13 protein-coding genes are annotated in these 13,150 nt (G+C 39.8%); all 13 read left to right on the forward strand.

What is annotated here, in order from left to right; all coding sequences use genetic code 11:
• Window positions 1-16: 16 nt before the first annotated feature.
• Complete coding sequence (locus tag H8B15_RS11950; RefSeq protein WP_187319921.1) at window positions 17-1,300, forward strand: ABC transporter ATP-binding protein; 1,284 nt, start codon at window positions 17-19, stop codon at window positions 1,298-1,300.
• A 2-nt stretch (window positions 1,301-1,302) separates the two neighbouring features.
• Entirely contained in the window at window positions 1,303-2,121 is an 819-nt protein-coding gene (locus H8B15_RS11955; RefSeq protein ID WP_187319922.1) for an alpha-1,2-fucosyltransferase, read from the forward strand.
• 39 nt (window positions 2,122-2,160) lie between these two features.
• A complete protein-coding gene (locus tag H8B15_RS11960; protein ID WP_187319923.1) occupies window positions 2,161-3,078 on the forward strand; it encodes a nucleotide-diphospho-sugar transferase in 918 nt (305 codons plus the stop codon).
• A gap of 32 nt (window positions 3,079-3,110) precedes the next feature.
• Window positions 3,111-3,725, forward strand: coding sequence for an acyltransferase (locus tag H8B15_RS11965; RefSeq protein WP_187319924.1), 615 nt, complete (start codon window positions 3,111-3,113; stop codon window positions 3,723-3,725).
• The gene (locus tag H8B15_RS11970) at window positions 3,722-4,585 is read left to right on the forward strand and encodes a class I SAM-dependent methyltransferase (RefSeq protein WP_187319925.1); all 864 of its coding nucleotides are present in this window, start codon (window positions 3,722-3,724) and stop codon (window positions 4,583-4,585) included. Before H8B15_RS11965 ends, H8B15_RS11970 begins: the two co-directional genes overlap by 4 nt.
• Window positions 4,570-5,490: an NAD-dependent epimerase/dehydratase family protein gene (locus tag H8B15_RS11975; RefSeq protein ID WP_187319926.1), complete on the forward strand. Its 921-nt coding sequence runs from the start codon at window positions 4,570-4,572 to the stop codon at window positions 5,488-5,490. The genes H8B15_RS11970 and H8B15_RS11975 overlap by 16 nt, the downstream gene beginning before the upstream one ends.
• On the forward strand, window positions 5,463-6,620 hold the full coding sequence (locus tag H8B15_RS11980; RefSeq protein WP_187319927.1) for a glycosyltransferase family 4 protein: 1,158 nt from the start codon (window positions 5,463-5,465) through the stop codon (window positions 6,618-6,620). The genes H8B15_RS11975 and H8B15_RS11980 overlap by 28 nt, the downstream gene beginning before the upstream one ends.
• Window positions 6,621-6,652: 32 nt before the next feature.
• Window positions 6,653-7,732: a glycosyltransferase family 2 protein gene (locus tag H8B15_RS11985; RefSeq protein WP_187319928.1), complete on the forward strand. Its 1,080-nt coding sequence runs from the start codon at window positions 6,653-6,655 to the stop codon at window positions 7,730-7,732.
• Between the two features lie 72 nt (window positions 7,733-7,804).
• Window positions 7,805-8,977, forward strand: coding sequence for a glycosyltransferase family 4 protein (locus H8B15_RS11990; protein WP_187319929.1), 1,173 nt, complete (start codon window positions 7,805-7,807; stop codon window positions 8,975-8,977).
• Window positions 8,978-8,998: 21 nt separating this feature from the next.
• Window positions 8,999-9,859 carry a glycosyltransferase gene (locus H8B15_RS11995; RefSeq protein WP_187319930.1) on the forward strand — a complete coding sequence of 287 codons (861 nt, stop codon included), beginning with the start codon at window positions 8,999-9,001 and terminating at the stop codon, window positions 9,857-9,859.
• Window positions 9,860-10,050: 191 nt separating this feature from the next.
• A complete protein-coding gene (locus tag H8B15_RS12000) occupies window positions 10,051-11,010 on the forward strand; it encodes an NAD-dependent epimerase/dehydratase family protein (RefSeq protein WP_187319931.1) in 960 nt (319 codons plus the stop codon).
• Between the two features lie 54 nt (window positions 11,011-11,064).
• Window positions 11,065-12,201: a glycosyltransferase family 4 protein gene (locus H8B15_RS12005; RefSeq protein WP_187319932.1), complete on the forward strand. Its 1,137-nt coding sequence runs from the start codon at window positions 11,065-11,067 to the stop codon at window positions 12,199-12,201.
• 33 nt (window positions 12,202-12,234) lie between these two features.
• Window positions 12,235-13,134: a glycosyltransferase family 47 protein gene (locus H8B15_RS12010; RefSeq protein WP_187319933.1), complete on the forward strand. Its 900-nt coding sequence runs from the start codon at window positions 12,235-12,237 to the stop codon at window positions 13,132-13,134.
• Window positions 13,135-13,150 lie beyond the last annotated feature (16 nt).

Consider the following 13,150-nt stretch of genomic DNA (forward strand, 5'->3'; position numbering starts at 1 on the left):
GTTTTAGAATGCACCGATGAGTGACGTTGCTATAAAAGTTGAAAACCTCGGAAAGCTTTACCGCCTCGGAGAGGTAGGCACAGGCACTCTTAGCCAAGACTTGAACCGTTGGTGGGCTCAGGTGCGCGGCAAAGAAGACCCGTTTGCCAAGATTGGTGAAGCCAACGACCGCACTAAAAAAGGTAGTAGTGACTTTGTATGGTCACTGAAGGATGTCAACTTCGAAGTGAAGAAAGGGGAGGTGTTAGGCATCATCGGGCGCAATGGTGCCGGTAAGTCTACTCTCCTCAAGATTCTCTCGAAAGTAACAGCGCCTACCACAGGCAAGATCAAAGTAGACGGCCGCATTGCTTCCCTGCTGGAAGTAGGTACCGGCTTCCACCCAGAGCTAACCGGTCGGGAGAATATCTTCCTAAACGGCGCTATTCTGGGCATGTCGAAAACAGAGATTCGTGCCAAGTTTGACGAGATAGTAGATTTCTCAGGCGTAGAGCGCTATATCGATACTCCAGTGAAACGCTATAGTAGCGGGATGTATGTACGCTTAGCCTTTGCTGTGTCGGCTTTCCTCGAACCGGAAATTCTAATTGTGGATGAAGTATTGGCAGTAGGGGACGCTGAGTTTCAAAAGAAGTGTTTAGGGCGAATGAAGGATGTAAGTGTGAATGATGGACGCACTGTACTCTTTGTGAGTCATAACATGGCTGCTGTACAGCAGTTGTGTACTACTGGTATTTTGTTGAAAAACGGTCAGTTGTTCTATGACGGAGAAGTGAGAAAAACACTGCAAGAGTATTTTGCTATGCAAAAGAATGTGTTTGAGAGTGACTTAGGTAGCAGGACTGATCGTAAAGGAACAGGTTTGATTAAATTTACTTCTATAGAATTTTATGACAGTCACAATCAGCCTATCTATAATATAGTAACTGGTCAGCAATTATCGTTGAAACTCAAATTCGAAAATAATATACAAGATAAAAAGGATCACAATGTTAGATTTGATGTGATAATTATGGATGAAAATGAAAATATGATTTCTATGCTAACAACGTTTTATCAACATAATAATACTTATATCCATAGTGATTCTGCTTATTATACTATCAGTATTCCAAAGTTGCCTTTGTCACAAGGTAATTATACGTTAGGTATATACTGTAAAATAGATGAAGATGAAGCAGACTGGATAATGAACGCGATGGAGTTTACAGTGGAAGAAGGTGATTTCTTTAATTGTGGGCGAGTTATGCCTCGTGGGTTCGGAGCTGTTGCTATAGAGCATACTATTCAGCTGCACTAATTATGGTTATCGTATGTTTGAACGGTCGGCTTGGGAATCAACTTTTTCAATATGCATTCGCAGTAGCACTTAGTAAGAAGCTAAATACTTCTTATGTTATAGATGATCGATTAGTTGTTGATAGTGTAAAAAAATATTTCGAAAGAATAAATATAACAGATAATCAATACCTCCGCAGGATAGTAAAAAGGTATTACAGAGATAGAATGCCTATAGTTGAACAAACTGGTTTTGAGGAAGTAGATATTTCCAAAAACTTAGTCAACAACAATGTGTATTATTCTGGTTATTTTCAATCTGAAAAGTACATAGATAGCATTAAATCAAGTCTAAAGGATATTTTTAAAATTAAGCATATTTATGAACAGCAATTTGTTGATAAATATGCTTCTTTGTTTAAAAACAAAAAGGTACTTGCTATTCACTATAGAATAGGTGACTATGCAGTATGGGGTGGAGAGTTGCTTGGAGGAAGCAATATGGTACTTCCTGATTCATATTATGAAAATGCACTTAAGCTAATACCTGATTATGAAAATTATAAGGTAGTCTTGGTTACAGATGATGCAAAAAGCGCACAAGCTAAATTGCCTTTCATCAAAGACAAGCTTGTTGTTTCTGATCAAGAAATACTGGATTTTCAAGTATTAATGAACGCTGATAAATTAATTATATCTAATAGCACATTTGCTTGGTGGGCAGCATCGCTCAATAAGAAGAATGCGGAAGTGTTTGCGCCAGAATTTTGGATAGGGTTCAAGGTCAAAAAAGAATACCCGGTAGGTATTATTAGTTCGTCTTTTGTTAAGGTGGCTTTCTAGTTTGAGAAAAACTTTGCTGCTTTAAAGTTGGTAAAAATCATGCTTGACGTTTCGGTTCTATTTACAGTCTTTAACCGCCCAGATACAACTCAGGTTGTATTTGAAAGAATTCGCCAAGCTAAGCCTAGGAAGCTCTTTTTAGCTGCTGACGGTCCTCGACCTAATAAGGATGGGGAGAAGGAGAAATGCGATGAGGTAAAGAGAATTGTCAGCAATGTAGATTGGGATTGTGATGTGTATACCCTATTTAGAGAAGAAAATCTAGGATCTGGCAAAGCGTTGAGTAGTGCCATTACTTGGTTCTTTTCTCATGTAGAAATGGGTATAATTCTGGAAGATGATTGTCTGCCAGACGTAAGCTTCTTTTCGTTTTGTAAAGATGTGCTTGAATTTTACAAAGATGAAGAAAAGGTAATGCATGTCTCAGGAGGAAATTTACAATGTGGAATTAAGAGAGGAAGTGCAAGTTATTATCTCTCTAAACTTCCCTCAACTTGGGGGTGGGCAACTTGGAGACGTGCTTGGAAAAGATATTCTTTTGTCTTTTTTGAAGATTCAGATGATGAAATCAAAAAGGTGTTAACTAGGACGTTGAAAGATGAGGAGTATGTAAATTATTTTTTCAACGAGTTTGAAAAAACTAAAGCACATGTTGTGGACGCTTGGGACTACCAATGGGTGTATACATTGTTTAAGTACGACGCAATATGTGTAACGCCTCAGTATAGTTTGATTAGGAATATTGGTTTTAATTCTCGTGGTACACATACATTTTATGCCCCATTTTGGTACAAGTATCTTATCTATAAACCTGCTGGAAAGTTTGAACCTGTAAAAGGTATTGAATTATTTGATAAAGCAGATGATTTTTATTTGACTTTAACGATGGGAAAAAGAAGCTTTGAAGTTTTACTTGTAAAACTTCTTTTTAAAATAAAGAATTTTTCAACAAAGTAAAACATACTTCATTTTATGCAATTCAAATTGCCATGGTAAAAAAAATATTAACCTGGTTATTTACTAGATATTCTTTTCAAGACTTAATAAAACAACTTGATGATGAAAAGAGTGTGTTAAATTGTAATAAGAGTGTGTTAAATAAAGGCGCTGTGTTTTATCCAGAAGCAGTTATAGATAATATTTCTAATAAACCAGAAAAAATTAGAATAGGAAAAGGTACTCATATTAGAGGTATGATTTCTATCTTTAAATATGGAGGCGAAGTAGAGATAGGAGAAAACTGTTACATTGGTCATGGGTCTAGAATATGGTCTGGTGATAAGATTGTTATAGGTAATAATGTCTTAATATCTCATAATGTAAATATAATGGATACTAATTCTCATGAATTGTATAGTGTAGAGAGGGCCGAACGATATACTGCATTAGTAGAAACGGGCCATTGGGAAAATAAAGGAAATATTAACACTTCGCCAATTGTAATTGAAGATTATGTGTGGATAAACTTTAATGCAATTATATTGAAAGGGGTGAGAATAGGAAGAGGTGCAATAATTGCAGCTGGAAGCGTTGTAACCAAAGATGTTCCTGATTATGCAGTAGTAGCAGGTAACCCTGCACGAATCTTAAAATATACGACATGAACTGGCACGAAACCATCGCGTACATACGGGAAAATGCACAATATGCCGAGTTGGTTAAGCTAGCGTATTTTGATGAAGATTTGCGGTTGAACGTTGAACGCTTTGGAGCTAGTGAAGAGTATAGTAAAACAATAGATATAATTAGACAGTATGCACCCAGTGCAAATACTATATTAGATGTTGGTGCAGGAAATGGAATTAGTTCCATAAACTTTGCGCTAAGTGGTTACACTGTAACAGTTGTTGAGCCAGATTCAAGTGACAGTGTAGGAGCTAATGCTATCCGCAGGCTTCAACAAAATTATCAGCTAGACAATTTAACAGTATATGAAAGTTTTGCTGAAGAAGTCGGCTTTGCTGAGGCTACATTTGATATAGTGTATGTACGGCAGGCTATGCATCACGCTTACGATCTTGATAAATTTTTAATTGAGTGTGCACGTGTATTAAAACCAGGTGGCTTGTTGATAACTATTCGTGACCATGTTATTTTTGATGAACAAGACAAAGCTTGGTTTCTAGAAAGTCACCCACTGCATAAGTTTTATGGCGGTGAAAATGCCTTTACTCTTGAGGAATATACTGGAGCTATGTCCAAAGCTAAGCTGCTCATAAAAGAGGTGTTGAAATTTTACGATTCACCTATTAATTATTATCCTTTCTCAACTAGTGATTTAGAAGATAAAAAGAAGAAAAATAAAGCTTACTTGTTAAATGAGCTGAAAAATAAAATTGGGTTTGCGGCAAATATACCTATTCTTCTTTCCTTGTATAGGATTAAGAATGGTTTTTCAACTTCTTGGTTAAATGAAAAGCAAGTACCAGGAAGAATGTATTCGTTCATATGCCAGAAGTTGTGAGTAAAATTCTAATCATTGGGTCCAAAGGTTTTATTGGCTCTCACGCCTATGCCTATTTTTCTGCTCAAGCTGAATATGATTGTTGGGCGTGTGATGTAGTGGTAGATTATGTTGATGAGCGGTACTTTGTTATTGATAGCTCAAATTCTGACTTCAATGAAATATTTGAAGCCGAAAGCTTCGATTATTGCTTGAATTGTTCAGGTGCTGCCAGTGTACCAGATTCACTTAAGCATCCACTACGGGATTTCTCCTTGAATACTTACAATGTGGCAAAAGTATTGGAGGCTATTCGCCGTCATGCGCCACATTGCCGCTTCATCAATTTGTCGAGCGCAGCAGTGTACGGTAACCCTATTAGTTTGCCTATCACCGAAAAGGCTGCTTGTATGCCAGTGTCGCCTTATGGTCAGCACAAGCTGATGGCCGAAATGCTGTGCAAACAGTATGCGCAGTACTTTGATGTTGCTACCTGTTGTTTGCGAATCTTCTCTGCATACGGCCCAGGTCTACAAAAGCAGCTTCTTTGGGATGTATTTCAGAAAAGTAAACAGTCAAATTCTATCGCACTGTTTGGCACAGGGAAGGAGTCACGCGACTTTATATTCGTAGCGGATATCGTGCGCGCCATTGAGCTAGTTATGAAACATGCTGCATTTGATGGTGATGCCTATAATTTAGCTAGTGGTACCGAAACAACAGTGGGCGAAATAATAGCCTTGTTGTTGCAAGAGTTACAATACAACGGAGAAGTAATCTACTCAGGAGCTGGACGCTCCGGCGACCCTATAAATTGGCAAGCTGATGTCACCTCTCTAACAAAGCTGGGGTTTGTTCCTGCAGTATCTGTACAAGAAGGAGTTCAACACTACGTAAAATGGCTGTACGAAGAAGGATTGCGTTAATTTACACGTACAACGAAAGTTGGATCGGTGGCACATACTACATCGAGAACTTAGTTGCCGCTTTGGCGCAGCTTCCTGATGCTCAACAACCAGAGCTACTGATCTTCAGTTGGGATGAAGCCGACGAAGTACGGCTGAAGAAAGCTGTACAGTATCCTTACTGGTCCTTTCGCCGTTTTGAACGAACCCTATCGTTACCCGAACGCATACTGAACAAAATAACAGCTATTGTACTAAGGAAAAGGTTTATTAGTCTGTTGTATTCAGATGCAGATATTGTATTTCCATTACCGACAGGATCACGACAATATTTTAGTCGAATACCATATCATTTATATTGGATTCCTGATTTTCAAGAGCATTATTTACCTGCCTTTTTCTCTTCTGAAGAAATTGCGGTTCGCAAGGTAGATCAACAGCTTATATTAAAGCTGGCTCAAAATATTGTTTTTAGCAGTCATGCAGCACAGAATGACTTCAATGCAATTTATCCTAACAGTGGCTTAGCGCAGCACATCTTGCAATTTGCAGTTACGAGTAAACCTGTCTCTACTAAAGAGAACGATTGTTTGTCTCGCTACGGAATTGCTCAGCCTTATTTTATTTGTAGCAATCAATTTTGGAAACACAAGAACCATCCTACAGTTCTGAGAGCCTTAGCAAATCTCAAGCAGACACACCCGGATGCCTTAATTGTGTTTACAGGGAAAGAGCAGGACTATCGTAACCCTGCTTATTTCGAAGAGCTAATGAACTTGCGAGAGGAATTAACTTTACATAATGAAGTAAAGTTCTTAGGCTTTATTCCGCGTGAAGATCAACTTGCTCTTATGCAGCAGGCAGTAGCTGTTATTCAACCATCCTTATTCGAAGGTTGGAGCACAGTAGTAGAAGATGCAAAATCCTTAAATGCTCCTTTGATAGCATCTAATATAGCTGTTCATCAAGAACAGTTAGCTGAATACAAGCAGAAACTGTTCTTCGAGCCTAAAGATGCAGAAGACTTAACAAGATGCTTAGAGGAAGTACTACAAAATGGTTTACATCGCGAAACATATAATTATAACCGTGATGTAAAGCGTTTTGCCCATGAGTTTGTCCAGATTGTTGACAGCATTGTAGGCGTATAGAAGCAATCCGTTCTCATCTGATCTATTGTCAAATGACATTTTCTGAATCACCCACTATTCCTGAAATACCAGGCAAATCTGGATGGCCATGGCAATTGCCAACTCTTGAGGAACACATGTCAGGAGAAATAACTGTCCCTAAAATATCTATTATAACCCCTAGCTACAATCAAGGCCATTATTTAGAAGAAACTATCCGTTCTATTATATTACAAAATTATTTCAATTACGAATTAATCATTATAGATGGAGGGAGTACAGATAGTACCTTACAAGTTATCAAGAAGTATGAACCTTGGATAACTTATTGGGTAAGCGAGAAAGATAAAGGGCAAAGCCATGCTATTCGAAAGGGGCTAGCAATAGCCACTGGCGATATTATCAATTGGATTAATAGTGATGATTTACTAGCGCCAGGAGCATTGCATGCAATAGCAAGCAAGTTTGACCTACAGCGTTATGACGTGATATGTGGCTATTGCGATTACTTTGTTAGTAATCTAACCCACTTAGATACTCGTAATGAAAGGATGGGACTGAGTGCTACAGTTGGCGATACGATATTAAAACGACAAATTAATCAGCCTTCTACTTTCTTTAAAACGTCTATTTTTAGAGAATTAGATATAAATGAGCAATTCCACTATACCATGGACTTAGATCTTTGGTATCGCTACTTGCTAAAGTACGGACAGAGTCGTGTGCTTCTTTTCGATAAGTTGCTCACATATTTTCGCTTGCATGAAGCTTCAAAGACAGTAGCTTTAACTCCAAATTTTGAAAAAGATATAAGAAAAGTTATATATAACATATTTTTTAGTGTAAATCAAGCTAGCGAGCTAATGTCTTACTTACGCTTTTTGGTTAATGATGATAATTTTGTTCCGTCTTTATACACTGTGAATATTCCGCTTAACGAGCTCCGATCATTAATTAAATTTTATGCTTGGCAAGCTGTAGTGCATTATAACCAACAAGCTACATATGACAGAGCAGCTGCACGCGCTTGTTTAGTAATAGCTCGGCATAATGGTATGCCAGCTAATATAGGGTATGTACTACAATGGGTGAAGCATTATATATTGCCTGAATCTGTAGGTATTAAGAAATAACTTAATTGAAGAATATTGTGTACTAGATGATGGATTATGTTGTATTTAATCTATTAAAATTTCATTTCGGGGATGAGTAAAAAAGTATTGTTTGTTTCTCATGAGGCTACCCGCACAGGGGCGCCAATTGCATTATTACGCATGTTGCGTTGGCTCAAAGAGAATACGCCATGGGAAATAGTAATTCTTTTAATAAAGGGAGGTGAGCTATTAGCCGACTTTCAGCAAGTAGGGGAAACATATGTATGGGAGAAATCTGTTACAAATACCTTGTGGCTTAATCGTTGGAGAAGGATCAAACGTATAGCACATGTGCCAAATCTACATAGAGCAACTCTGATAGCGCGTTTGAAGAAGAGTAATCCTGATATTATTTATGCGAATAGTAGTGTGTCTCTGGCGCTAGGAGTTGAGCTTAAGGAGATATTGCATGTTCCTTTGGTGTCTCATATTCACGAGTTAAATATTCTTATTAATCGGTTTGTAGGTCCAGAAAATTTTCTGAGGCTGTCAAGTCAAGTAGACTTGTTCTTTGCAGTTTCACAAGCTACAAAGGATAATTTAGTCGAAAACTATAATATTAGCTCAGAAAGGGTAAAGGTTATTTACGCTTACATAGATATAGCAGAGATACAAATTGCTTCTGATGATGTATCAATGGCACTCAGAGCAGAGCTAGACATTCCTTCTAACGCGTTTGTCATACTAACAGCTGGTTCGCTTTATTGGAATAAATCTCCTGATTTATTTATTCAAATAGCCCAGCAAACTCATCTTATTGCTGATGAAATGCCATACTTCATTTGGCTTGGTGGAGATATTGAGGCACCAGAAGCACGAGAGCTACACCATGATTTTATCCGTGTCGGATTAGGTAAATATATACGCTTCGTTTCTACAAAACCTAACCCTTATAATTACATGGCTATGTGTGATGTATTTATGATGACTTCTCGTGAAGATTCATTCGGTCTAGTAGGATTAGAAGCCGCTTCTTTAAACAAGCCTGTATTATGTTTCGCTAAAGGAGGTGGTATGTCAGAATTTGTAGAGCAAGATGCAGGTATTATCATTCCTTATTTACGTACCGATTTGATGGCGCAAGCAATTATTGACTTACAGCGGAATTCAGCAGCTAGATTAGCCTTTGGTCACCAAGCCGCCCAAAAAGTAAGGGAGCGGCATACAGTAGAGGCAGTAATTCCAAAGGCTGCAAGGTATTTGAGCGGTTTATTAGCTAGGTAGTCTTAACTAATTGTTTGGAACATGCTTTCCATTATCATCTGCTCTCGTGACGTACAAGCTCTGCAGGCCGTTCAGGAAAGCGTAGCGTCAACAATCGGAGTTCCTTACGAGATTGTTGCCATCGACAACAGTAAAGGACAATATGGTATCTGCGAAGCTTACAACGTAGGAGCCGCTCGCAGTCAGTATGACTTACTATGCTTCATGCATGAGGACATTCGCTTTCATACGCATAACTGGGGGGCTACTGTTGCGGAAATACTTGCTGATACATCCATTGGAGTACTGGGTGTCACTGGAGGTATGTACCAAGTGAAAGCGCCGGCTCCTTGGTGGGGATGTGGACTAACGTTGTGTCGCGAAAACTTATTGAATATTCTGGATAATGGGCAGCAAGTAATGGAGCTACGCAATCCAGATAATAAGGAGTTAGAAGATGTAGCCGTAGTAGATGGTGTGTGGATGTGCTCTCGGAAAGAAGTATGGCATAAATACCCTTTTGACGCCACCACTTTCTCAGATTTTCATTTCTATGATATCGACTACTGTACAGAAATTTTTTCGCATAGATTACGGGTTTGCGTTACGTTTCGGCTGCTGATAGAGCATCATTCACGGGGCTCGTTAAATGACTCTTGGGTGAGAAATGCGTTGAAATACCAAAGTAAACGTCATAATCAGTTACCATTCGGAACCATACAACCTCCAGTTGAGCAAAGCCAGGACATCGAGTTAAGAGCTTTGCAAGAGTTTACTGGTCGATTGATTCGAGGGAGGTTTTCTAAGATCCTTGTATTAAATTATCTATCGCGTTGCTTGCTATCTGGTCCTTTAAACCGTGATACGCTATGGTTAGTGAAACGTTGGTTACGCAATACTTAGGCAAATGCTAGTGAGTCAGCTACATAGATGTTAAAGCTCACTAGAAAAGTTTATTAAGAGGTGTATTACGTAATAACTATCTGATTAAAGATTGGAGTAGAGGAGCCGCGGTATAATGACTGATGTGAGTATACGAATCGTACCTTCGTGCGCACATAGCTTCTAACACCAGTTCTAAAGAATACAAGAGAATGATTGCTCAGTCAACCCGTGCACTTGTGACATGCGTTATTGGAGGTACAGGATTTATTGGCCGAGCAGTGGTACAGGAGCTAGTAAAGCACGGGAGAAAAATTCTGGTGCTAGGTCGCAAGAGTTTACCACAGAACGCATTGCCACATGGAGTAACATACTTGGTCAATGAGGAAAACGATGAATTCCTCCGTCAAACTTTACAAGGTGTTGATGAGGTTATTGATCTGGCTTATGCTACTGTACCCCAAACTAGTTTCCAGGACCCAGTTCATGACATACTAACTAACTTACCTACTACCGTACGGCTATTTGAACTAGCGGCTGAGGCATCTATACAAAAATTCGTCTGGATTTCATCTGGAGGTACCGTGTATGGGCGCTCGATGGCTAGCTACCAAAATGAAGAGCATGCTACCAATCCTATATCACCTTATGGTATTACTAAGTTAGCTATAGAGAAGTACGCTCACTTGTTTTACGAGACGCGCAACTTGCCTATCGTCTGCGTACGTCCATCGAATGCTTTTGGGGAAGGCCAGCGTGCGTACTCAGGACAAGGCTTTATTGCCACCGCTATTGCGTCAATTCTTGATGGCAAGCGATTAAACCTATTTGGCGAAAACGGCACAGTGCGCGACTACCTATATGTGCACGACATGGCCTCCGGCATTGTAGCCGCTTTGCTGCATGGTAATCCAGGCGAAGTATATAACCTTGGGAGTGGGCATGGGCTGAATAATCGACAGATACTTGATGCTTTAGCTCCGCTAGCTGCTGCGGTAGGAACAGAAGTGGATGTAGAGGTTCTGCCTGCGCGCCCTTTCGATGTTCCTTTAAATGTGCTCGACAATCAAAAGCTTATGTCGCATACTGGTTGGCACCCCAGGATTAATTTTGCTGAAGCATTGTCAAGAACTTGGGAATGGTATCTGCACCAGCACTTACACACTTCATAAATAAGCAAGAGAAAGTTCTTTCCTGAGAAGCTTCCTATTGTACTTTCCATTCCGATGAGAATAGCATTTATCTTGACAATGGGGGATGCGCCCTGGGGCGGTAGTGAAGTGCTATGGTCGAAAACGGCAGCGTTGGCATTACAGCAAGGACATGCAGTATTTATATCGACTTACCGTTGGCCAGAGATTCCTTCGCAATTAGCTGCTCTACAGCAGGATGGTGCTATTCTGTTTCGAAGACCCGGTTATCGTGCTGATATAATATCTAGAATTACAAATCGATTAAGACTAGTAGGAAAACTAAGATCTGAAGAAGTACGGGCTATTGAGAGCTTCGCGCCTGATCTGCTTGTAATTAACCAAGGGGGAGCTCATGATATAATATATCGAGAGGATTTGTTGCCTCTTTTGCTAAGCAAACAGTATCGTTATTGTCTGCTTTGTCATTTATACCAGGATCCTATTAAGCTGCGTGAGGCGGAACGGAATATAATCACCAGAGTTTACGCAAATGCTCAACAAGTATTTGCTATTTCCAGAAACCAAGCCGATGTATTGCAGCGTCAAATTGCTACGAAGCTGCCTCATTTATCCATTGTACAGAACCCTATCAATCTACCAACACAGTGGCCCATTGCTTTTCCATCAAGTAATGTTCCGCAATGGGCTGTAGTAGCTAGTTTGGATTCTGATAGGAAAGGTCAAGATGTGCTATTTGAAGTACTAGCCCGTCCACAGTGGCAGGAGCGATTATGGCATTTAAATTTATACGGTACAGGACCAGACCTGGCCTATTTGACAAAATTGGCTACTTACTATGCCATTGCTAATCGCGTGACATTTAAGGGGCACGTAGCGGATAGTGGGCAAATTTGGGCAGAAAATCACGTTTTGATTATTCCCTCCCGACTTGAATCTGGCCCAATGGTGCTAGCAGAGGCTATGCTGAGTGGCCGTCCAGTAGTAGCTACCAACGTAGGTATGGTAAAAGAGTGGATACAGGAAGGGCAAAATGGTTTTATAGCTGAGGCCTCACTGCCCGACTCGTTGGATGCTGCTTTAGAACGGTGCTGGACTAGGCAAACAGATTGGGAGAAAATCGGACAAGCAGCTTATGCCTACGCTAAGCCCCGTGTTGACTTCAATGCGTCTGAGACGATGATGAATAAGTTTTTAGCGTTAGGGAAGTAGCTGTCACGCATTTTAAAAACAGATTACAACTGGATGAAGAATAAAGTACAAGAAATAAAAGGTAATTATCCTGTCGAGGAAATTTATTCATTTAGAGAGTCTGGTTACATAAAAGAGGTGGCAACTAATCTATCTGCCAGGCTGTCTGCTGATGTTGAGTTATACCTATATTTTCAGTTGAGCAAATGGAAAGGTAATGATTTGGTTATTGCAAGTAATGGTAAAAAGAAGGTAGTACTATGTGTTGGAGATGAGTCGCCAAATGTCTCGTATCCGTTTTTAGCTGAAGTAGATAGTGTCTTCCGTACGTATCTGCCAGGACAGTTGCATGGACATGGTAAACTCAATCATTTGGCTGTAGGGCCTAGTACTCAATTTGTTGCCGCAGAAGTTAAAGATTTTGAGGCACGGCAATATAATGTGTTCTTTTCGGGTAATCTGCACTTAGGCCGAGCCGATCTTTATCGCGCTTTGACGGGAGCTTATCTAGTTCCTTTTGCGCTGCTGCATAGGACAAAAAAGCTACTAGGTACTAACTTTGATGCCACCTTTCCCTCTTCCGTTATCCGTTTCAGCACAGGTTTTCATAACGGAATTTCTCCATCCGAGTACGCTAATTATATGCAGGATAGTAAAATCTGTTTGTGTCCAGCAGGAGTTGAAAATCCAGAAACAATGCGGCACTTTGAGGCTGCTCAGCTAGGAAATATTGTTGTGACGCTGCCCTTACCTAATGTACCTGTCTATAAAGAGGCTCCCTTTGTTGTGTTATCATCATGGCGAGAGTTGCACAAAACAATAAGGCAGTTATTAGCAGAACCTAACTATATGCTTGATTTACATCGAAAAACCCTAGAGTGGTGGCGACGCCAAGCTGCTCCAGAAACGGTAGCTTCTTTGATAGAGCAGAGGTTACATGAACATGGCTTGTAGTATTTGTTATAGTAAT

Source organism: Hymenobacter citatus, assembly GCF_014333615.1.
GTDB lineage: Bacteria > Bacteroidota > Bacteroidia > Cytophagales > Hymenobacteraceae > Hymenobacter > Hymenobacter citatus.

Bases quoted from the DNA above. Each gene is read 5' to 3' on its own strand.
- H8B15_RS11950 (WP_187319921.1), top strand. From the start codon at position 17: ATGAGTGACGTTGCTATAAAAGTTGAAAACCTCGGAAAGCTTTACCGC.
- H8B15_RS11955 (WP_187319922.1), top strand. From the start codon at position 1,303: ATGGTTATCGTATGTTTGAACGGTCGGCTTGGGAATCAACTTTTTCAA.
- H8B15_RS11960 (WP_187319923.1), top strand. From the start codon at position 2,161: ATGCTTGACGTTTCGGTTCTATTTACAGTCTTTAACCGCCCAGATACA.
- H8B15_RS11965 (WP_187319924.1), top strand. From the start codon at position 3,111: ATGGTAAAAAAAATATTAACCTGGTTATTTACTAGATATTCTTTTCAA.
- H8B15_RS11970 (WP_187319925.1), top strand. From the start codon at position 3,722: ATGAACTGGCACGAAACCATCGCGTACATACGGGAAAATGCACAATAT.
- H8B15_RS11975 (WP_187319926.1), top strand. From the start codon at position 4,570: ATGCCAGAAGTTGTGAGTAAAATTCTAATCATTGGGTCCAAAGGTTTT.
- H8B15_RS11980 (WP_187319927.1), top strand. From the start codon at position 5,463: ATGGCTGTACGAAGAAGGATTGCGTTAATTTACACGTACAACGAAAGT.
- H8B15_RS11985 (WP_187319928.1), top strand. From the start codon at position 6,653: ATGACATTTTCTGAATCACCCACTATTCCTGAAATACCAGGCAAATCT.
- H8B15_RS11990 (WP_187319929.1), top strand. From the start codon at position 7,805: ATGAGTAAAAAAGTATTGTTTGTTTCTCATGAGGCTACCCGCACAGGG.
- H8B15_RS11995 (WP_187319930.1), top strand. From the start codon at position 8,999: ATGCTTTCCATTATCATCTGCTCTCGTGACGTACAAGCTCTGCAGGCC.
- H8B15_RS12000 (WP_187319931.1), top strand. From the start codon at position 10,051: ATGATTGCTCAGTCAACCCGTGCACTTGTGACATGCGTTATTGGAGGT.
- H8B15_RS12005 (WP_187319932.1), top strand. From the start codon at position 11,065: ATGAGAATAGCATTTATCTTGACAATGGGGGATGCGCCCTGGGGCGGT.
- H8B15_RS12010 (WP_187319933.1), top strand. From the start codon at position 12,235: ATGAAGAATAAAGTACAAGAAATAAAAGGTAATTATCCTGTCGAGGAA.